Source organism: Iodobacter fluviatilis, assembly GCF_004194535.1.
GTDB lineage: Bacteria > Pseudomonadota > Gammaproteobacteria > Burkholderiales > Chitinibacteraceae > Iodobacter > Iodobacter fluviatilis_A.
The window spans coordinates 1320041-1340358 of sequence record NZ_CP025781.1; the positions used below are offsets into that span (position 1 = coordinate 1320041).

19 protein-coding genes and 1 pseudogene are annotated in these 20318 nt (G+C 40.5%); 13 read left to right on the top strand and 7 right to left on the bottom strand.

From position 1 onward, the window contains the following. Positions 1 to 74 precede the first annotated feature (74 nt). Positions 75 to 610: pseudogene (locus C1H71_RS21305) on the top strand (PLP-dependent transferase); the annotation flags it as partial. On the opposite strand, the gene C1H71_RS05715 reads toward C1H71_RS21305, so the two are convergent. From C1H71_RS05715 to C1H71_RS05725, 3 genes are all read right to left on the bottom strand, one after another. After that, complete coding sequence (locus C1H71_RS05715) at positions 594 to 1766, bottom strand: tetratricopeptide repeat protein (RefSeq protein WP_130105710.1); 1173 nt, start codon at positions 1764 to 1766, stop codon at positions 594 to 596. The pseudogene C1H71_RS21305 and the gene C1H71_RS05715 sit on opposite strands and share 17 nt — an antisense overlap. A 168-nt stretch (positions 1767 to 1934) precedes the next feature. Then, positions 1935 to 3815 carry a CHASE2 domain-containing protein gene (locus C1H71_RS05720; protein ID WP_130105711.1) on the bottom strand — a complete coding sequence of 627 codons (1881 nt, stop codon included), beginning with the start codon at positions 3813 to 3815 and terminating at the stop codon, positions 1935 to 1937. A gap of 120 nt (positions 3816 to 3935) precedes the next feature. Then, the gene (locus tag C1H71_RS05725; RefSeq protein ID WP_130105712.1) at positions 3936 to 5384 is read right to left on the bottom strand and encodes a FecR family protein; all 1449 of its coding nucleotides are present in this window, start codon (positions 5382 to 5384) and stop codon (positions 3936 to 3938) included. Positions 5385 to 5424: 40 nt separating this feature from the next. Between C1H71_RS05725 and C1H71_RS05730 the strand changes: the two genes are divergently transcribed. From C1H71_RS05730 to C1H71_RS05785, 12 genes are all read left to right on the top strand, one after another. Continuing rightward, on the top strand, positions 5425 to 6108 hold the full coding sequence (locus C1H71_RS05730) for a Crp/Fnr family transcriptional regulator (RefSeq protein WP_188053604.1): 684 nt from the start codon (positions 5425 to 5427) through the stop codon (positions 6106 to 6108). A gap of 393 nt (positions 6109 to 6501) precedes the next feature. After that, complete coding sequence (locus C1H71_RS05735; protein WP_262488442.1) at positions 6502 to 7674, top strand: glycosyltransferase; 1173 nt, start codon at positions 6502 to 6504, stop codon at positions 7672 to 7674. 40 nt (positions 7675 to 7714) lie between these two features. Then, positions 7715 to 8848: a glycosyltransferase family 4 protein gene (locus tag C1H71_RS05740; RefSeq protein ID WP_130105714.1), complete on the top strand. Its 1134-nt coding sequence runs from the start codon at positions 7715 to 7717 to the stop codon at positions 8846 to 8848. After that, complete coding sequence (locus C1H71_RS05745) at positions 8830 to 9162, top strand: VanZ family protein (protein ID WP_130105715.1); 333 nt, start codon at positions 8830 to 8832, stop codon at positions 9160 to 9162. The genes C1H71_RS05740 and C1H71_RS05745 overlap by 19 nt, the downstream gene beginning before the upstream one ends. After that, positions 9149 to 9937, top strand: a complete 789-nt coding sequence (locus C1H71_RS05750; RefSeq protein ID WP_130105716.1) for an ABC transporter permease — start codon at positions 9149 to 9151, stop codon at positions 9935 to 9937. The genes C1H71_RS05745 and C1H71_RS05750 overlap by 14 nt, the downstream gene beginning before the upstream one ends. Positions 9938 to 9939: 2 nt before the next feature. Beyond that, the gene (locus C1H71_RS05755; protein WP_130105717.1) at positions 9940 to 11181 is read left to right on the top strand and encodes an ABC transporter ATP-binding protein; all 1242 of its coding nucleotides are present in this window, start codon (positions 9940 to 9942) and stop codon (positions 11179 to 11181) included. Between the two features lie 13 nt (positions 11182 to 11194). Beyond that, positions 11195 to 12124, top strand: coding sequence for a DUF4214 domain-containing protein (locus C1H71_RS05760; protein WP_188053605.1), 930 nt, complete (start codon positions 11195 to 11197; stop codon positions 12122 to 12124). 28 nt (positions 12125 to 12152) lie between these two features. Then, positions 12153 to 12821 carry a class I SAM-dependent methyltransferase gene (locus tag C1H71_RS05765; protein WP_188053607.1) on the top strand — a complete coding sequence of 223 codons (669 nt, stop codon included), beginning with the start codon at positions 12153 to 12155 and terminating at the stop codon, positions 12819 to 12821. Continuing rightward, positions 12818 to 13330: a hypothetical protein gene (locus tag C1H71_RS05770; RefSeq protein WP_130105720.1), complete on the top strand. Its 513-nt coding sequence runs from the start codon at positions 12818 to 12820 to the stop codon at positions 13328 to 13330. Before C1H71_RS05765 ends, C1H71_RS05770 begins: the two co-directional genes overlap by 4 nt. A gap of 5 nt (positions 13331 to 13335) precedes the next feature. Then, on the top strand, positions 13336 to 13845 hold the full coding sequence (locus C1H71_RS05775; protein WP_130105721.1) for a glycosyltransferase family 4 protein: 510 nt from the start codon (positions 13336 to 13338) through the stop codon (positions 13843 to 13845). Further along, positions 13846 to 14700, top strand: a complete 855-nt coding sequence (locus C1H71_RS05780; RefSeq protein ID WP_130105722.1) for a glycosyltransferase — start codon at positions 13846 to 13848, stop codon at positions 14698 to 14700. Further along, the gene (locus C1H71_RS05785) at positions 14682 to 16043 is read left to right on the top strand and encodes a glycosyltransferase (RefSeq protein WP_262488443.1); all 1362 of its coding nucleotides are present in this window, start codon (positions 14682 to 14684) and stop codon (positions 16041 to 16043) included. The genes C1H71_RS05780 and C1H71_RS05785 overlap by 19 nt, the downstream gene beginning before the upstream one ends. Before the next feature lie 223 nt (positions 16044 to 16266). On the opposite strand, the gene C1H71_RS05790 is transcribed toward C1H71_RS05785, so the two are convergent. The 4 genes from C1H71_RS05790 to C1H71_RS05805 form a co-directional block, all read right to left on the bottom strand. Further along, on the bottom strand, positions 16267 to 17364 hold the full coding sequence (locus C1H71_RS05790; RefSeq protein WP_130105724.1) for an MraY family glycosyltransferase: 1098 nt from the start codon (positions 17362 to 17364) through the stop codon (positions 16267 to 16269). 63 nt (positions 17365 to 17427) lie between these two features. Then, the gene (locus C1H71_RS05795) at positions 17428 to 18174 is read right to left on the bottom strand and encodes a glycosyltransferase family 2 protein (RefSeq protein ID WP_130105725.1); all 747 of its coding nucleotides are present in this window, start codon (positions 18172 to 18174) and stop codon (positions 17428 to 17430) included. Positions 18175 to 18229: 55 nt separating this feature from the next. After that, the gene (locus C1H71_RS05800; RefSeq protein WP_130105726.1) at positions 18230 to 19171 is read right to left on the bottom strand and encodes a glycosyltransferase; all 942 of its coding nucleotides are present in this window, start codon (positions 19169 to 19171) and stop codon (positions 18230 to 18232) included. A 67-nt stretch (positions 19172 to 19238) separates the two neighbouring features. Beyond that, a complete protein-coding gene (locus C1H71_RS05805; protein WP_130105727.1) occupies positions 19239 to 20303 on the bottom strand; it encodes a hypothetical protein in 1065 nt (354 codons plus the stop codon). Positions 20304 to 20318: the final 15 nt, after the last annotated feature.

Consider the following 20318-nt stretch of genomic DNA (forward strand, 5'->3'; position numbering starts at 1 on the left):
CAAGGATGGATGGGGGATTTGCAGGTGCGGTGCGGGGTATGGCTGCAGTGCATGTCGGACTGGCGGTTTATTGTTTAATCCTGCAGGGCTTAGAAACACAGGCTTTGCGCATGGATAGACATGTAGAAAACGCACTGAAAGTGGCGCACATAGCAAAGTAAGCTGGGTAAAATACGCAGGCTTAGCAGACCATCATCTAGGGTCTGTTGCCGTTTCATTCTCGGCTGCGTTTGGCCCATTTTTGGGGCTGAACAAGGAGAAAATTGCGACATGGTACGAGTACCATGAGCGATTTTTAACTTTCGTTCCGCCCCAAAAATGGGCTAAACCCGAAGGGCTGAAAGATGGCAGTGCGGGTGGGGCTAGATTCCAAGACACACTGTAGCTTATTAGCCGCTTAGTCAATATTGGCGATGCCAAATCGCGGGCTTTCCGCCCTGCTCGCACCACACATCGCCAGCGATCACCAGAAGAATTGCTACAAGCCGGTGTAAGCGAAGACATGGTAAGGCTTTCAATTGGCATCGAGCATATCGATGATATTCTGGCCGATCTAACACAAGCACTCACCCAAGAATACAAGCTGCACGCCCTTAAAAATCTTGCTTAAAAGATAAAGAAATCAGCTGCTTTTGCCATGAAAACAAGGGTAAGCTATCGTTTTGCTCTTGGTATTGATATTCCAAACGCAATTTACTGGCCCAAGGGCTTTGCCATTGATAAGCCAAGCCTAAGTTACTTTGCAGGCTTTGCCGTTTTTGGTTGTATTCCAGCAATGGACTATAACCCTCTCTATCTTCCATCACCCTGGCGCGTAGCTGAAACTCAAGCTGATGGGCGCCTTGGGGATAGATCAGCCGGCTGCTCAGCTCGCCACTAAATTGATTACCACCTGGGCGCTGCGGAGCCAGCTCAAAAGCCAGCGCGGCACGGTTATCTAGCCAGAGTCCTCGCCACTTTTGAATATGCTGTACACGCCATTCGCTGTGCAGGCTTTGATAGCGAGGGGCAATATCCACCATTTGCGCCCTTAGCCTAAGCAAAGACTGAGCACCGGCTAGCGTTGGTAAACCCCGATACTCCAACAAAGCACTGCTTTGGTAGGCCTCATTTTGTAGCCAAAACTGCTGTAAACCTACACCCCAATCACTGCGCGCTTGCGGCTGCCAAAAGCCCCCAAACCAGCGCATCGTTTGGCTACTTTGTGGCCAGCTTTGCACCGCGCCAGCGTGCAATGCCCATTGCTGCCCACCCGGTGGTGTGGCAATGGCTTGGATTTCTAATCCAGCTAAATAGCCGGCTTGCGGCAGGCTATTAGGGTCTACTTCTAAATTAAACACGCCATCGGGTAAGCTGATTTCTAGCCAGCGCTTAGAGCTACCTTGATCCAGATTACTATCGCTTGCCACCCAGCTTTGTATTTGCCCCTGCCACAGCGTTTTTTCACGGCAACCTTGCTCGGTTTTTTGCCGAATTAAATCACTAATGGCTTGCGGTAGTACCGGTAAAGCTTGCAATTGCCGCTGCAAAACCGCCGCTCTGGTGTAATCCTCTAGCTGGCAATAGGCCAGCATCAGATCTAGCTTAGCCCCTTGGTGATGGGGATTAAGCTGCAGCACCTCTTCTAACAGCCAGCTGGCCTCTTGCCAGTCTTGCTGAGCGATATCACCAATAGCTTGCTGATACAGTGCATCTGCCGTTTGCGCTTGCGCAATAGACGGGCAGACCAGCAAAAGCAATAGAATGGCGGGAGGGATCAGACGCATAAATTAATTGTATATGCTCACGATCACAAATCTATAAATTTACTTGCTGGATTCTGACTTTATCTCAAAGAACTGATATTACACAACAAAGCCCAAACGGTGAACACGGCGTTTCGCGGAGAACAACAGGCATTAAATAAGGGCGACTACAACACATCCATTACCAAACTATCCTGGCAAACGATAAACCTGCTGCACCCCACGCCGCCCCTTGAGGGCAACCGTTCCATAAAGCTGTAGCGGTGAATAGGCTAAACGCCGCTCGGTATCCTCCCCAACCAAAATTTTCTCATTATGTAAACTAGCTAAATTTTGTAATCGAGCACTCACATTCACCGCATCACCAATGGCCGTATAGGTACTGCGAAAGGGTGTGCCCATATCCCCCACCACCACCACCCCTGTTTGAATGCCAATATGCACTTTGATTTGCTTGCCAAAAGCCGCCTGTTGGTTATGCAGTTCAACTGCGCCCTGCATGGCTATCGCCGCATCCACGGCACGTTTGGCGTGGTCTGCTTGGGCCACTGGCGCGCCCCAAAATGCAAATAGGGCATCGCCCATATACTTATCTAAAGTGCCTTCCTGATCTAATACGGCCTGAGTCAGCAGCATCAAAGCATGCCGGGTATAACTGGCCAATTCTTCTGGTGGCAATCTTTCGGCAATGCCGGTATAGCCTTGTAAATCTGCAAATAAGCAGGTTATTTCTACCCGATGAGGCTGCATCATCGCTTGGCTATTACTGCTAATCAGCTGATCGATAATCGCTGGCGGCACATAATGATGAAAGGCTTGATAAAGCTGCCGCCGCCCAAGCTGGGCATACCACCACTCCAAGCCCCCTTCTAAAATCAGCAAGACCACACCCCCCACCAGTGGCGCCAAAGCATTCGCCGCCACTTCTTGCGTGGTGTAATGCAGCCATAGCAGCCACGCCATCATCACCGTAAATCCCCAAATAAGCCGCAGGGTATTGCTATGATGTAGCAGCAGAGAAACCCCCAGCAATAAAGCCCCCCAAACCGCCATAATAGGAAAAAAACTAATCACCTCAACCGGCTGATTTTGCTCTAGCTGATCCAAGGCTTTTGAAAGCCACTCTGCATGCAATAACATGCCAGGCGTGCGCCCCCCCAAAATAGTAGCAACATAATCCCCCAAGCCCAATGCGCTAGACCCCACAATCACCAAGCGATTCTTCAAGAGCGCTGCTGGCGCCTCCCCCGATAAAATATCGCGGGCAGAAATCGCTATATAAGCCTCGGCCTTGCGTAAAAACGGAATCGCGGCCATGCCATCTTCTGCAATATTTTGTTGCGCAGATAAGCCTTGCAGCCATGCAATTTTCCCAGAGTGACTCTGTAATTGCGCTTGCTGCCCTAGCCAACAACGCAATAATACGGGCGCAAATGCAGGGTAAAGTTTGCCCTGATATTGCACCAGCATGCTTTGATGCCGCACCACGCCATCAGGATCAGCAGTAATGGCAATATGGCCGACGCATGGGGCGTTTTGCGCCAACATGGCATGATTGCCTAAATAACCAAATGCGATGGTGGAAGGGATATTGCCGATGGGGATTGCTGCGCTTAACTCCCCTACACGAATACTTTGGCTTCGATCGAAACCAAAAGTCTGCGCCAAGCTCAGCCGCCGAGAAGCTGCCATTGCCGCAATTTTTTGATCCCCTAAAACATCACCAGCCTCAGGGAAAATCATATCCAAGCCAATATGTGCAACTTGGTAATGCGCATCTAATTGCTGTAGTAATTGAGCTAAGCGCGTTCTAGACCAAGGCCAACGCCCATATTGGGCCAAAGAAGCCTCATCAATATCCACCAAAACAATGCGCTTTTCTGGCTGATCGCTTAGTTTTTGGCTCATTAATTGATCATGCAGGCGATCTAATAAATCAAAGGGAAAAGGATAAGCATGGCCACGAGGCATGGCCAACCAAACCACCAGCAGGGTGCTGAGTAAAAAGAATAAAACCCGCCCCAGCCAAATAAACCGCAGCTTACGCCAAATGGTTTTAAAATCCGCCATTAGGGCTGCTTAACTCCGCTCAAAAAGTAAATCATCATTTGGCCGCCACAACCTTTATATTTATTTTTTATTTATAGAAAAATATAGAATCTAGCAGCAAATAAATACAAAAAAATTAAATTAACGTCTCCTTAACCAATACGTTCCACCGTTTAATATTTCATTAGCCCCTGGTACGGTGTGATAAATATAACCTGCTTCAGCGGCATCTTTTCCAGAAACAACACCACGCAGCTGCACATCGCTCACGGCACCATTTAGAAATACACCATTACTTTCTATTGCACCTTTTACATTAATTGGGATTTCTCTACCTGCAGCATTTAATAAAAGATGAGTGTTAAAGCTTTGAGCTGAAAAATTAATTTGCAAAGCTGATTCTTTAGCCAAAGTAGGAATAATAGAATTGCTAGCGGTATTGACTAATATACCATCGTGCTTAGCCATTTGAAAATTAACAACGCCTAATTCCGGGCCATATTGCAGATTGCTATTATCACGCGACATCACATAATAAATCCCTGCATTCACCACCTCTTGCCCCGCTTTATAGACATCACTAAAGCTAGCCGTTGAGGGTAAATTAACCAATTCTTGCCAGCGCCCCCAATGAATAGTGGGCACCACTACCACCGGCTCACTAGGCTTAGGCAGGGGTGTTGTCGGCTCTGGCAGTGTTGGAATAGGGGCAATAGGGCTAGGTGCGGGTGTAGGCGCCACAACAATGGGCTCGCTAATTTTTATCTTAGAACCATCAAGCAGCGTTTTGGCCACGGCATTGGTTAAATCCACCGCCGATGTAGAGGATTCCGCTCCCAAAGCAACGGCTTTACTTGGTTCTTTCCCCCCCTCTTTAGCGACTTCTTTTGAATCTTTGACCGCTTCTTTAGCCACATCTTTAGGTAATTCTTTTTGTAATTCTTTTTGCAATACCGGTGAAGAGTCTTTTTGCACCGGCACCGCCTGCCCACGAACCACTTCTAACATATGCGCAGTGGATGCAAATAACTCACGAGAATTAACCCCTTGGCAAGGCCCGCCTTGCTCCATACTGCAAGCGCTAGAAAAAGCCTCTACAACGACCCCACCTTTTTGCACGGCTACCTGAGTAGTTTGCTCATTGGCATGCACCACAAAATCAGTACCGCGCAAGCCAATCGCAGCCACAGGCGTGTTTAGCCGGTACTTATCTTTATCTTTTTGTACCTCGCTGCCTGTTACCGAACGCATCAAGCCTGTTTTAAGCACAAATTTAAATTGGCTAGCCGCCCCCTGCTTACCTAAGTGATATTTTTCAATCAGCAGTACGCTATTTGGCCGCACGGCAATAAAGCCTTGATCAAAGGTGCGTAAATACACACTACTCTGCTCTGCAGTCTGTAATTCATCTCCCTCACGCAGGGCAGCACCCTTAGCTAAAGGCAGAAGCTGCCCCGCTCTCAACAGCATCGGCTGCCCAAGCACTGCAATAACTGTACCCATATTTGCCAAATCTTGTGCTAGAACAATAGACGGCACACTTATAAAAACAGCAAGCACCAACCTACATAAATTTAATCGCTTGAGCACTTGGATCACTCCTTACAACACCAACCTTCGGGAGATGCTTATGACACGCCATCCCATTTATTCTTTAGAATTTTTTTCTGGGATACCAGAAAGCATTTTAAATTCGATTGCGCACGAATCTCAGCTTAGGACAGCCATCCGTAACCAGCAAGTGATTACCAAGGGCTCTCTAGGCGATGAGTTGTTTTTTTTGATTAGAGGCCGTTTACAAGTCGTCGACGTTACAGAAGACGGTCGGGAGCTTTGCATTCACATCATTCACGAAGGGGAGTACTTTGGTGAGCTAGCGGTCATAGATGGCGGAACCCGTTCAACAAGCGTAGTTTCAATTGCCGATGCCGAGCTATTGGTGCTCAGCCGCGCCACTGCGCTTCAGCTGATTTACTCCCACCCCATTTTGGCTGAACGGCTAATGAAAAAGCTCGCATTCTTAGTACGCTTATCGTCACAAAACCGAGCCATGCTTAGCATACAAAACCCATTTCAGCGCATATGTACCGTGTTAACCACATTAATACGCACCCTACCTAGTAATTTAAAAGTCATCGAACTACCGCCTCAGCAATCACTTGCAGGAATGACTAATTGCAGCCGTGAAACCGTATCTAGAGCCATAGGCCAGCTACTGAATACTGGTATTGCAGAAAAAGATCGGAAAATGCTCATTTTGCGAGAACCAGAACGTCTACAAAGCATAGTAAAAGGAAAGATCTCAATTGAGTAATTGCCTTAATAAAAAAATCACAATAAAAATTATTTGAAACACTAAAACACAAAGCAAAAACAAATCAAAAACCCCATTAAGAAACAAAGACTTAATTACAAAAAACCATCCACATCGCCACAAGCAGCATTAGGCTCCTGACAAGATTGAAAGAAATTTTCTTGTAATTATTAAATTCAATTACTAGTATAAAAACAGCCGAAACATATCGAGCATGTAAGAAAACAGGGGCAAACCTAGCTTAAAATAGAATTAATCACGTGCATCGCCTACCTGCTGCCCAAATTTTATACCCCCATCAAAATAGCAAACTGAATAAAATAACAACCATACAAGAGCTATGTTTATGAAAATAATCCACCTTGGTAAGTTTTATCCCCTGAGTACGGTGGGATTGAAACAGTAACCTTCGATTTAGTTGAAGGCCTTAACCAGCAAGGTGTGAATGCAGATGTACTCTGTAGCAATAAAGGTACGGAAACTAGAATAGATCTAAATAATACGCGCTACCATGTAATTAGAGCGGGTACACTGGCGGTTATTAATTCGACATCAATATCTATAAAGTTAATTACTGAACTAAAAAATCGTGTCCACCAATACGATGCGATTCATATTCATTTACCTAATCCAATGGCTAATTTGGCCATGTGGCTAATTAAGCCAAAATGTAAGGTTTATCTACATTGGCATAGTGATATTGTTAAACAAAAACATATGCTCAAGCTCTATGCCCCATGGCTAAAATGGCTCATTAATCGTGCCGATGGCATTATTGCTACCTCACAGCAATATGCAAACTCATCGAAATGGCTTAGCCATAATATAGATAAAGTTTCCATTATCCCTATTGGTGTTGCAGATAAAAGCCAGCTTGCCTCACAGGAACTTGTAAACAAAATACGCAGCGAATACTTAGGTAAAAAAATTGTTTTATCTATCGGCAGATCAGCCATATATAAAGGCATCATCCACTTAATTGAAGCTTGTAAATATACTAATGATGATATCGTAGTGTTAATTGGCGGACCAGGTGTAGAGAGTTTCCGCCACTTGATACAAAAACTAGGACTCGAATATAAAGTTAAAATATTGGGTGAAATTTCAGATCAACAATTGCCTTCATATTACAGTGCCTGCGATATATTCTGTCTGCCTTCTATTTTAAGATCAGAAGCCTACGGCATTGTGCAAGTAGAGGCCATGAGCTTTTCCAAACCAGTTATCTCATGTGATATATCTGGCTCTGGGGTGGCTTGGGTTAATGAGCATGAAAAATCTGGCTTAATTGTCCCTCCTGCAGATTCACTGGCATTAGCTAATGCTATAAATAAGCTCTGCCAAGACGATAAGTTGCGAAATAATATGGCCGTCTACGCAAGAAAAAGATTTGAGCAAGAGTTAACCGCTGAAAAAATGGTAAAAAAAACGATACAAATGTATCAAGCAAGCAGTATGGCTGTGATGCAAACTGAAATTTTTTCATTCCGAAAAGCATTTGACACAGAAATATTAAATAGCGAACAAGCACTTTCCACGAAAAAAACCAAGCAACATAGTAATTAGGCGCTGCTTGCTCATAAAACCACCCAAACAAAGCTGAGCAATGGATAAAATAAATATTTTATTTTCGGCCCAAGGCATGATCCCACCACTCACGGGGATAGGCCGCTATGCAACCAGCTTATCTAGGGCGATGCAGCAATTTGAAACAGATATTGACCTAAATTACTATCAATTTGGCCGTGTTAGCAAAAAAACCAATAATGAGTATCTACTTTCTAAGCTAAGAAATTTCGTGAATCGATTTCCAGCATTAAAATGCTATCTTAGAAAAAAATATCATAGCAATCGTGGTGCACACACCATTAAGAATAAAAACTATATCTATCACGAACCTAATTACATTCCAACGGTATTACAATACCCATATTTAGTAACCGTTCACGACTTATCCCATATTATTAACCCAGAATGGCACCCAATCGAAAGAGTTCGCTTTTTAAATGATCACCTCCCTATCACACTAGAAAAGGCAGAAGCCATCTTTGTGGTATCGAAATCAGTACAAAAAGAGCTGATCAATTGGATGCCCGAGGTAACAAATAAACTACACATCACCTATAACGGCGTAGACCATAATAAGTTTTCGCCTGAATCTTACAATAGCCAAATATTAAAAAAATATAATCTACCAAGCAAAGACTACTTTCTATTTTTGGGCACCATTGAGCCTAGAAAAAAAATTGAAGACCTATTACTAGCCTATCAAATGCTAGTTCAAAACAAAAAAACCACACTTCCATTAATTATTATTGGCGGAGCTGGCTGGAAGTGTGAAGATCTATTAAACAGAATAAAAAAGAGTAAGAATGTTCATTGGCTACAATATGTAACTGAAGAAGACTTGCCCGCCCTTTTGGCTGGCGCACGCTGCATGGTCTATCCATCGGCTTATGAAGGCTTTGGTTTACCCGTATTAGAATCAATGAGCGTGGGTACGCCGGTGATTACCACCGCAGGCGGAGCGATCCAAGAAATTGGTGGAGCCGCCCCCTTTTATTTTAATAACGGTGATATAGAGGGCTTGGCAGAACATATGACCAATCTAGCCCTCAACCCTGAATGCGCTAGCGATCACATCACCGAAGGGCTAATTAGATCAAATTACTTTACCTGGGATCGATGTGCCGCTAAAACTCTTAACACATATAGGGATGTATGGGCGAATCATTATTAAATGGTGTATTAATATCATCCACAATCATAACCATTATTGTGGGTTCATTTTATAATTTGCAACAATATTCTCCCGTTAAAAATGATAAAGTTATCCATTTTATTGCTTACTTTTTTCTTAGTCTACTCATAGCACCTTATTTTACCTACACAAAAACATTTATCATTTTATTTTTAATGGGAACAAGTATTGAAATATTGCAACCATTAACAGGTAGAAAATGTTGTATTTATGACCAGCTAGCCAACACCACCGGTATTATTTCCTCAATGACATTACTCTACGTATGGGGGGCTTTTTTTGGAAATCATTAAAAGAATACTCGCCGGCCGCTGGCTATTGCATGCAATGGTAAGTAGAGAAATTAAATCAAGATATAGTGGGTCATTACTTGGTATATTTTGGCTGTTTTTTGCACCTGTATTAATGATACTCACCTATAGCTTAGTTTTTGCAGATTTAATGAAATCTCGTTTGCCAGGTATAAATAGTCATTACGCTTATACAATGTATTTAACCAGCGGCATGCTAGTTTGGCAGTATTTTTCCGAAATTATAGCCAAAGGTAAATTATTTTTAGTTGAAAATGCAGGCCTACTTAGAAAAAATAAAATTTCAAAGATAATCCCACTACTATCAGTAGTAGTCATTGCGCTTGTTAATAGTTTAGTCTTAGCGGGGTTTTATTTTATATTTTTAATTATACTAGGATCATTCAGCTTTGAAATTATAGCGGTTTATATTTTACAAATAGCCGTGATTACCCTGTTTGCTTTTAGTTTATCTGGGCTACTGGCACTTGCCCATGCCTATATTAGAGATGTAGGGCAATTTGTTGATGCCATTATGCAGTTATTATTTTGGGCAACCCCAATAGTCTATGCTCCACAAATTTTACCTACATGGGCCGCAAATTATATTTATCTCAACCCCGTTTACTGGGTTTCGCAATTAGGGCAACAGGTTATACTTGGCTGGCCAATTGCATGGAATTGGCTATTTTACGCACTCATCCTTTCCGTAACTTTATTTTTAATATTTTATATATTTTATTCTAAAAACATTCAAAAAATCATGGATGATCTATAAGCATGGCCTTGATCTCTGTTGAAAATGTATCCAAAGTTTTTAGCATATATCCACTACGTCGTCATAAGCTGCAAGCTTTGCTAGGCATAGATGCTAGTCGGCACTGCATTAATAAATGGGCACTTAAAGAAATATCTTTCTCTATAGAAGCAGGCGAATCTATTGCGATTGTTGGCCGCAATGGTTCTGGAAAAAGCACTTTGCTCAAGCTTATTTGCCAAACGCTTAGCCCAAGCGAAGGCCTTATTACAGTAAATGGCAGAATTGGTGCCTTATTAGAGCTTGGTATCGGCTTTCATGAGGAATTGAGTGGTAGAGAAAATGTTTATATCTCTGGCCAACTACTCGGTATGAGCCGGCATGAAATAGACCAGCACATTGATAGCATCATTGGCTTTTCAGAGCTTGCAGAATATATTGATATTCAATTAAAAAAATATTCAAGTGGAATGCAAATGCGTTTGGCATTTAGCGTAGCAACCGCCGTTAGGCCAGAAATACTGATTGTGGATGAAGCGCTTTCTGTAGGGGATGCTTATTTCCAGCATAAATGTTTTGATAAAATAAAAGCATTTCAGGCTCTTGGTACTTCGCTTTTATTTGTATCGCACGACCCACTCGCGGTCAAAACACTTTGTGATCGAGCTATTTTATTAGATAAGGGAAAGATGCTTGCCGACGATAGCCCAGCTGCCATTCTTGATTACTATAATGCACTAATTTCAAATAGCGAAAATAATAAAATATGTATCGATGAAGGGGTTAGATCAGGGACGGGTGAAGCCAAGCTTCTTGCTGTTGACGTATATAAAGACAATGAAAAAATTCAGGCAGTTCTTTCTGGCAGTAAAATACAAATACATGTAACTTATCAAGTAGTACAAAAAATACCAGATTTAACTATTGGATTTTTAATTAAAGATAGAGTGGGCAATGAAGTGTTTGGATCAAATACATTTTTAATGCAGAAAAAACCACCTCTTAAGCAAGGTGAGAAATTTCAAATAATTTTTGAACTTGCAGATTTTAGACTAGCTGCTGGCAGCTATAACTTGAGTATTGCATTACACTCCTCCTATCACCATTTAATTAAAAACTATGATTGGTGGGATCATGCCGCCACCATTACTGTCATTTCTGATGAAGTATTTGCGGGAGTAGTAAGGCTTGATGCGGCTTATTTAGATGGCAGCCCCATAGAGCTGAGTTTGCAAAGTTGCATTGAATCTGAAAACAATGAGTAAAAGGTATAGGCCCATGCATAATCTAGATGCAATCATTAATCGTGTTCAATCTTATGCACTTAGCCAAAATACACAGCCAACGCTATTGGCAGTTAACAAAATAGATAGCACTGAAAGATATCAATTGCCATGGTTGCCACAATCATTAAGAGAACTAATTGCAATTGGTAACCCACATTTATTTATATTTTTTTCATACCAAGTTATTTTAGGTAGAGCGCCAGATACAGAAGGCGCACGTAATTACCATGATTTAATATCATCAGGCAGACTCAGTTTACGTAAATTTGCATTACAAATGTTATGCAGCACTGAATCTAAACATCACGATCATTTATTAAAAACAAACCGGCTGGACCGCTATATTATTGCGCTTGAAAATAAAATACTAACCATATGGGGTGGCCGCCGTGGCGCAGGCCTAGTTGGTCGTATACACGATCAGCTCATTAAAATAAGCAGCATGAATACAGCCACGATTCAGCATAGTGCAATACTAGCCAAACAAAGCCACGATTTAGAAATCATCAATAAAAAAATAGCATATACCGTAAATCAGCAGCTAATTAATATAGAGAGCAATCTTACAGCTTCACTAAATAATGCAAATCAAGAATTAAACGATCAATACAATAAATTATTCGAGCAGAAAATACAAAATGCTCATGACGTAAGAGATTTTGTGCGCGGCAGCATTAAGCAGCAAACTGATGGTCTTAACAATATCATTGATAGTTTTTCTGAAACCCTAAATATAAGCCAAGAGAAGATCAAGCAAGAACTGGCACATAATTTATCTGCTATTAATAAATCACTTGTCGATACAGAGGAAAAAATGCTCTTTATCAGTAATGGTATGATTAATAATGGTAAAACAGCGCTCTATTTAAACGAACAAATTTTAAAAAAAAATGGCAGGGAATCCGCAACCTGCTACTTATGAAATACCCCTTCACGTAGAAGATATCGAGGTGGATGCCTACTACCTTGCATTTGAAGCAAAGTTTCGTGGCCCAGAAGATGAAATCACTGGAAAACTAGAAAAATATACGCCGTATGTAGAAGATATATTAAGGACCAGCCAACTCCCTTTATTAGATATAGGTATGGGCCGTGGCGAGTGGATTAAATTACTGAACACAAAAGGTTTAAAAGCCCAAGGTGTAGATCAAAGTGAAGAAATGATTCGCCATTGTCGTGAGCAAAATTTATCTGTAGTACATGCGGATGCACTAGATTATTTATCTAATCTAAAAGAGAAATCAATTGGTGCTATTAGCTCATTTCATGTTGTAGAGCATTTGCCATTTGAAATACTATTTCGGTTATTGAAAGAAGCCTATCGAGTATTAAGCCCTGGTGGTATCCTTATTTTAGAAACGCCTAATCCAGAAAATGTGTTAGTAGGCAGCCATACCTTCTATCATGATTTTAGCCATAAAAATCCAGTAACTCCAAATAGTCTACAGTTTTTAGCTGAATATCATGGATTTAAAGACTGCGAAATACTACGTTTAAATCCTTATCCAGAGTCAGCTAAAGTACCAGGTAATGATTTACTCACCGAGCGGGTAAATGGCCATCTATGTGGGCCACAAGATTATGCACTGATTGCTAAACGCGCTGGAAATAAGCAATGAACATCATGCTTGCCGCAAATATCACGCCTTTTTTGCACGGCGGAGCGGATTACCATATTCAAGGCACCGCAGATGCATTAATAAATGCAGGCTGTAAAGTAGAAACACTACGCCTCCCCTTTACTTTTCAGCCCGAGCAACCCATTCTTGATTTAATGCAATGGTGTAATAAATTAAATTTAAATCAACCCAATGGATATAGGGTTGATCGATTAATTAGCCTACAATTTCCATGCTATGGCATTGAGCACAATTGCCATACCGCTTGGATTATGCACCAGCACCGCGCCGTATATGAGCTTTACTCACCACAAAATAGCAACCCTCAGCTCGCCCAGCTTAAAGATGCCATTATAGAGTTTGATCAATATGCATTGAGCCACTGCACCCAGCGTTTTGCTAACTCTAAACGCGTTGCAGAGCGCCTTTATCAATACAATGATTTAAAAGCCCAGCCACTCTACCATCCCCCCCCGCTTATCAAGCATTTCATCGTGCAGAAGATTTAGGCTATATTTTTTGCCCCAGTAGAATAGAAGCTCTAAAGCGCCAAGATTTATTAATCAAAGCACTTGCACTGGCTCCTAAATCTTTACCTATTGTGATTGCAGGTGCTGGCGGACAATCGGAATCACTTAAACAATTAATTAATCAGCTAGGCTTATACGAAAGAGTGAGAATGCTAGGCGCAATTAGCGAAGCCGAGAAAATAGCCTATTACGCCCACTGTACCGCTGTATTCTTTGCTCCTTTCGATGAAGATTATGGCTATATCACCCATGAGGCCATGCTTTCCGGCAAGCCAGTAATTACCTGCACCGATTCTGGTGGGCCATTAGAGTTTATTGAGCACAGCCATACCGGCTGGATTATCCCCCCCAATCCTCAGTCCATAGCAGAGGTATTAAACTGGATTGCAGAGCACCCAAGTCAGACACTAGAAATGGGTAAAACCGCAAAAGCAGCATGGCCTAAATTAGGCATAAGCTGGAATAACGTAGTCAGCAAATTACTGGAGAGCTAATTGAAAGTCGCTATTGTTGCCCCAAGCGGAGTGCCCTTTGTGTGGGGCGGTGCTGAAAACATTTGGAAAGGCCTGTGGCTGACATTAAATCAGCAGGAAAACATTACGGCTGAGCTGATTAAATTACCCAGCCCGGAGCATGATTTTTGGGCCATTATTCAAAGCTATCAAAATTTTGCTGAACTCGATTTAAATCACTTTGATTTAGTCATTAGTACTAAATATCCAGCATGGATGATTGCCCATCCTCGGCATATTCTATTTATGCAACACACGCTGCGCGGCTTATACGATACTTATCCAACAAATTTAACAAAAAATATTAACCATTTGGCACAAAAATTACCTGCCCTATACCGCCAGCTAAGTATAAAAAAACCAAACAGAACCCATCTTATCGAATTCTTTGCAGAATTAAAACGCATTAAAGAATTACAAATCCTGAGCCCGCAAGATATTACTCTGCCCGGCCCGCTATTACGTGCAATTATTCATTTTCTTGATGCTGTCGCCTTAGCTCCTGGGCAAATTTTTCGCTATACAGCGATTGCCCATGAAGTTGCCAATCGCAAAGAATACTTTCCTGATGGTATTAAACCTGATGTGCTTTACCACCCAAGCTCGCTACCACAAGCTGGGGTTATAGCGGATACGCAAATTCCCCCGGCCATTTTTACCGCCAGCCGGCTCGATACACCTAAAAGAATTGATTTACTCATTAAAGCCTACTGTAAATCGGGGGTTAAAACGCCTTTAAGAATTGCAGGTACAGGCCCACAAGGTACTGAATTACAAAAACTAATCCCCCCAATGCTGCAATTACCCTGCTTGGGCATATATCCGAGCAGCAATTAGCGCAAGAATATGCCAATGCTATTTTTGTGCCTTTCATTCCCGAGCACGAAGACTTTGGCCTAATTAGTTATGAGGCCATGATTGCAGGAAAAGCTGTATTAAGCTGCACAGATAGCGGAGGCGCCACAGAATTAATCAGACATATGGAAAACGGCCTTATTATAGAACCAGATTGTGATGAAATCGCAAAAGCAATTAAACAACTTTGCGAAAACCCATCACTTAGCTATCAGCTTGGCCAACAAGCGCATAACGCGGTTAAAGATATAAACTGGCCAACATTAGCGAAAGAGCTTTTAAATGTAAACGTACCATATCAGCCCAAAATATTGGTACTCAATACCTATCCCATCTACCCCGTTATCAGCGGTGGGCAGGCACGGCTTTATCATTTGTATTCAGAGCTATCAATGCTTGGCTATTCGGTAGAGATACTTAACTTAGACTTTAATACCAGAATCATTAAAAGCAGAAACTTAAATGAGAACTTTATTGAAGTCTTAATACCGGTAGGCAATGAATTTAGAAAAAAACTAAGCGCAGAAGAAAAAAGATTAAATATATCCTGCGTTGATTGGCTAGCAGCCGCACATCCTGAGTTATTACCAGAATGGCAAACCGAGATTAAACGCCGTGCCCCATGGGCCAGCGTGGTTATCTGCAGCCATCCTTATGCATATCCGGCAATGATACAGGCTGGCGTTAAGCAATGGCTCTATGAAGCGCATAATGTAGAAGCCGACCTGAAGGCACAAATATATCAGCAGCACCCTAATGAAGCGCAAAAAATCAAAGAATTAGAATTCCAATGTGCCATGGGCGCGCTTCATATAATTTGCTGCAGCAATGAAGACAGCCAGCGTATGCAAGCCCTGTATCAAATCCCTGATCATCAATTCAGCGTAATTGCCAATGGCGCTGACACTCAAAATATTAAGTATTTAGACCAAGCAGGTCGCAAAGAAATACGCATGCAAATGGGGCTAGAATCCACAAATAATATATCCCTCTTTATGGGCAGCAATCACGGCCCCAATTTAGAAGCTGTAGAGAAAATATTGATCGCCGCAGCACAAGATATATCCCTGCAATATATTATTTTAGGCAGTGTAGCCGATGCATTTAAGCAACGTAAAATACCCAATAATGTGCGTTTTTTAGGCGTAGTCAGCCAAGCAGAAAAACAACTCTGGTTACAAATCACCTCCATCGGACTCAACCCAATGCTAAATGGTTCTGGATCTAATTTAAAACTCATTGAATATGCAGCGGCAGGGCTGCCAATTATTAGTACTGAGTTTGGGGTGAGGGGACGAGGTTTGAGACTGGGGTGCATTATATAAAGATAAAAAATATAACCGACACAATAAAGAACACACTAACGCTAACAGATATACAATTAGATAAAATAACAAGAAAAACTGCAGAATATATAAAAAATGAACTATCTTGGCAAAGTTTGGCAGAAAGATACCACAAAGAAATTAAAACTGGCATACATACGGTAAAAAGCAAAGAGGAAAGCATCTTGCCTTCCCCTTCTCTTCCAATATCAAGCTTGCTTTACTAACTATCTTTGTTAATTACCATCCATTGTGGAATTTTAAAATTAACAATCATTTTATACAGCAAAATATAACTGGCAATAAACAATAAAACAAAGCCTAATAAAATATACGGGCTCTCCCAAAATATAACTGCTGGAATAGCCGCAAAAGATGATAGAGCCCATAAATATGGCGCAGTTAAAGCATTACGCTGCACTTTATAACGCGCCACATCTTCACCTAATTGCAAACGCACTACTCGCCTATAAATAAGCGTGTGCAAATGGATGCCATCAGGCAAACCAGGAGAAACACCTTTTACAAATTTACGACGATAAATAGTAAATAGCGTTTCAAATACTGGGTAAATACAAAGCAAGAACGGAAACCAAATAGAAACACTAGGATGCCTTGCCATCAGCAATACGGATAATTCTGCCACCATAAAGCCAACAAAATACGCCCCACCATCACCTAAAAAGATTAACCCTCTGGGGTAATTCCAAAGTAAAAACCCAAAACAGGCACCAATCATGCCCATATTAGCAATTACCAAAAACCAATCACCTAAAGCAAATGAAACATAAGCCAGCCCAGAAAAAATCATAATTGCCACAACGGCAGATAAACCATTAAAACCATCAATAATATTAAAAGCATTTGCCACGCCCGCCACTGCAAACATGGTAAAAAGCAATGAAACAACAGTAAATTGCATAATTAGATCAATATAAGGCACATCTAAACGAACAATACCTGCACCCAATAAAAAGTATCCTAATAAAGCCGCCAGCATGGTTAAACCCAGCCGCATTAACACCCCTACTTTTTTAGTTAAATCCTCAATCAGCCCCCCTAAAAAAGCAGGCAAACTAGCCACAATCAACATAGCAAACTGCGGAAACCAATGAGTCTCTTTAATCGCCCCAGCCAATAAAACCGCGAGCATCCCCATCATGATAGAAAGCCCACCAATCCGCGGTACCGAATGAGAATGAAACTTCTGCACCCCACCTAAATCATGATCACCAGAGATATGGCTATGCAAGTGATCAAAACGGATCACGAGCATGGTGACGATGACGGAGGTTAGGAATGCTAATACAAGATAAAGCATGGATGTGCCCAAGTTAAGATTTACTACTTAAAGTATAAAGCCTTTTTATAGAATATTTTAATATTACCAGTTTTTTAGAAGATATCTAATTGCACTATTTATGTGCCACCAAAGATGATTTAACTTCTTCTTACTTGCTCTTTGTGCATCATGAACAACAGATGTATTGGGCTGAATTTTTACAGCCCAATTTTTTTTCTTCAATCTATAAGCAATATCTGCATCTTCCATATACATAAAATATTTTTCATCAAAACCATTCACTGATTTATATGCCTTTACTCGAAATGCAACAAACATACCGGCTACCCAGTCTACTTCGATAATATCATTACAAACATAGTCAGATTTTTTTATCCTAAATACTGTTCTACAGAACAATCTAAAAAAAGTCGGAAACCTTCTAACACTATCCTCTACGCCTCCGGATGAATTTAAAACCAATGGCGCTACTGCACCAACATGCTCTTGTTTAAAGACATCCAACAATATATTTTCATCATACTTTGGCAATCTGATATCCGGATTCACTATGATAAAAATATCACCCGTCGCAATTTCGAAAGCTGAGTTATGGTTCTCACCGAATCCTTTTATATTCAGTTTCTCTATTAAAATAATTGGTAAGTCATTAAATTTAGCTAAAAAATCTAAATCCTCGGCAATATTAATAGTAATTATTAACTCATGTAAATATTTAACTTCTCTAAAGTCTGCCAGTAAGGCCTCAATCAACTGTCCTTGACCATGGCTAACAATGGAGTAAGAAACTAAAAATTTACTACCATTCAAATTATTAAGCTCATTCATTTTTAAAAACCAATAAAATATTTGCAAAAAAACATCCGTTTAAATAAAAATATGCTCATGCCGATGAAGAAACAATTTCAGCAGCAATATCTTTACAAAAACCTTCAAATGAATAATTTTCGACATGAAAAACTTCATCACGACCTAAAGAACCTGTAGCACCTAAATTTAAAAAGGCTTTAGACAGAGCGATTTCAATTTTATTTAATGACTTATCTTCTACATAAATGATTCTATTTGACTGCGTAGCAGCCCAACGAGGAAAACCATCGGTGCAAGTTACAACCATCATACCCGCTGCAACAGCCTCTAACATTGGCAAAGATAGCCCTTCATAACTACTCGGAAGAAACAAAACTTGTCCACTACTCAATACTTCACTTACTACTTCGGGTTTTAAATCAGCCAAATAATTAATGCCATTAATACTTAATTTATTTCGGGAAAGATCACCGGCCGCAATAAAAACAAACTCATAAACAGTATGTTTGTTTTTATAAAGTTCAATTGCTAAATCCACCCCCTTATTAGCACCATCACGAGCGAAAATAATTATTTTTTTTGAAGCAATATTTCCTGGATTATTTTTATAGAAAAACCTCTTGGGGCCAAGGCTTACTACTGGTAAATAAACATCACCTCCACGATCGACAACTTGCTGAGCCAAATATTTATTTGTAGGCAATGTTAAAAAAAATTTGACCTCTTTGTAAAAAAAATATTGAACTATTTTGTTAAATGGGTAAGCAAGTAATAAGAACTCTTCGCCTTGAAATAAATTATACATTTTTTTGTTACGAATAAAATAAACCAAGGGATTAGCAACAAAAAATGAATGCGCTACTACAATAGTATTTGCATCTCTTAGAACATGAAGAGGCCAAAAAATCAACCAATAGACTTGTGCCACTCTCTCTAACCAGCGATGATTTTTACACCAAGCCCATGGATATGACTTATGATTTACCTTTAAGCCTGCTGATAAAATATTATGCATAATTTCTTGAACGACAAGCCCCCCCCGCTAAACTTTGAACCGAGGCTGATAATAGTAATCCCCACACCTATTTCCTTTTATCGTTTACTAGTCTCTGGAAAATCAACACAACATACACAAGATTTATTGGGAAACCATTCTCAAGAAAATTACCCATAAAATTACATATAAAAAAAATAGAAACAAAAACTAGCAATGTTAAATCATTATTCTTTGCTGCATAATGTGCAGGAATATAAAAATAAAACCAACAAATCAATAGCAATGTAAAAACACCACCAGAAACAAACGATGAAACAAAAAATGAATCAACTATTCTAACGGTAGACGAATCAACAGTAGATATTCCAGCACCAAAGTAGTCGTATCCATTTCCAATTATATAAGTGTGCAGAGAAATCGACTCTGCTGCAATTTTCCATAGCTCGAACCTTGCAAACAGCGAAGGAACAAACAAAGAAATATTTTCAAACATTAAAAATAAATAGCCCCCACCAAGCACTAACATTAATACATATACAATCACATACTTAAAAGAACGAGAAAAAACAAGAGGTAAAACCAACATTGCTGTAGTTGAGCCAGAAAAAAAAGCTGACAATAAAAAACCTGATAAAGACACCCAGTCTTCAAATTTCTTATTTTTAATTGAAAAAATAGCACTGGCAAACAAAATTGATAAACAACCCCACACGTTCGGATTGATACCAAAGCCTACCATCCTTGCAGATCCGCCTAGTGAATCAGTAATGTATGAAGACGGGTCAATGATATACCAAGCTATTGCAAGGAAATTAAGCCAACAAACAAATTTCAAATTTAAAGAAAAACCTTTCTTTACCATTCTATAAAGAAACGGAAGCATTAATATATATATAGCATTTTTAAATGCATAAATAAATGAGCTATCATTATATAAACAGCCCATAAAAACCAGCACTAGCAAAGAAAATTGAAAAAAAAGCACTCGCCGATTAAATAGCTCACTTGAGAAAAAACAACTACCAACAAATAGAGACAAAAAAACAACTTGACTAAATGTAGATAGAAATAAATATTTCTTTGCAAACAATGCGATAAGTAAAGGGACGAAAATTACAATTAAATAATAGTATTTTTTAAAAATAAACACACGTCCCCCGAATAA

Bases quoted from the DNA above. Each gene is read 5' to 3' on its own strand.
- C1H71_RS05800 (WP_130105726.1), bottom strand. From the start codon at position 19,171: ATGCATAATATTTTATCAGCAGGCTTAAAGGTAAATCATAAGTCATAT.
- C1H71_RS05790 (WP_130105724.1), bottom strand. From the start codon at position 17,364: ATGCTTTATCTTGTATTAGCATTCCTAACCTCCGTCATCGTCACCATG.
- C1H71_RS05720 (WP_130105711.1), bottom strand. From the start codon at position 3,815: ATGGCGGATTTTAAAACCATTTGGCGTAAGCTGCGGTTTATTTGGCTG.
- C1H71_RS05740 (WP_130105714.1), top strand. From the start codon at position 7,715: ATGGATAAAATAAATATTTTATTTTCGGCCCAAGGCATGATCCCACCA.
- C1H71_RS05745 (WP_130105715.1), top strand. From the start codon at position 8,830: ATGGGCGAATCATTATTAAATGGTGTATTAATATCATCCACAATCATA.
- C1H71_RS05755 (WP_130105717.1), top strand. From the start codon at position 9,940: ATGGCCTTGATCTCTGTTGAAAATGTATCCAAAGTTTTTAGCATATAT.
- C1H71_RS05770 (WP_130105720.1), top strand. From the start codon at position 12,818: ATGAACATCATGCTTGCCGCAAATATCACGCCTTTTTTGCACGGCGGA.
- C1H71_RS05795 (WP_130105725.1), bottom strand. From the start codon at position 18,174: ATGAATGAGCTTAATAATTTGAATGGTAGTAAATTTTTAGTTTCTTAC.
- C1H71_RS05760 (WP_188053605.1), top strand. From the start codon at position 11,195: ATGCATAATCTAGATGCAATCATTAATCGTGTTCAATCTTATGCACTT.
- C1H71_RS05715 (WP_130105710.1), bottom strand. From the start codon at position 1,766: ATGCGTCTGATCCCTCCCGCCATTCTATTGCTTTTGCTGGTCTGCCCG.
- C1H71_RS05730 (WP_188053604.1), top strand. From the start codon at position 5,425: ATGACACGCCATCCCATTTATTCTTTAGAATTTTTTTCTGGGATACCA.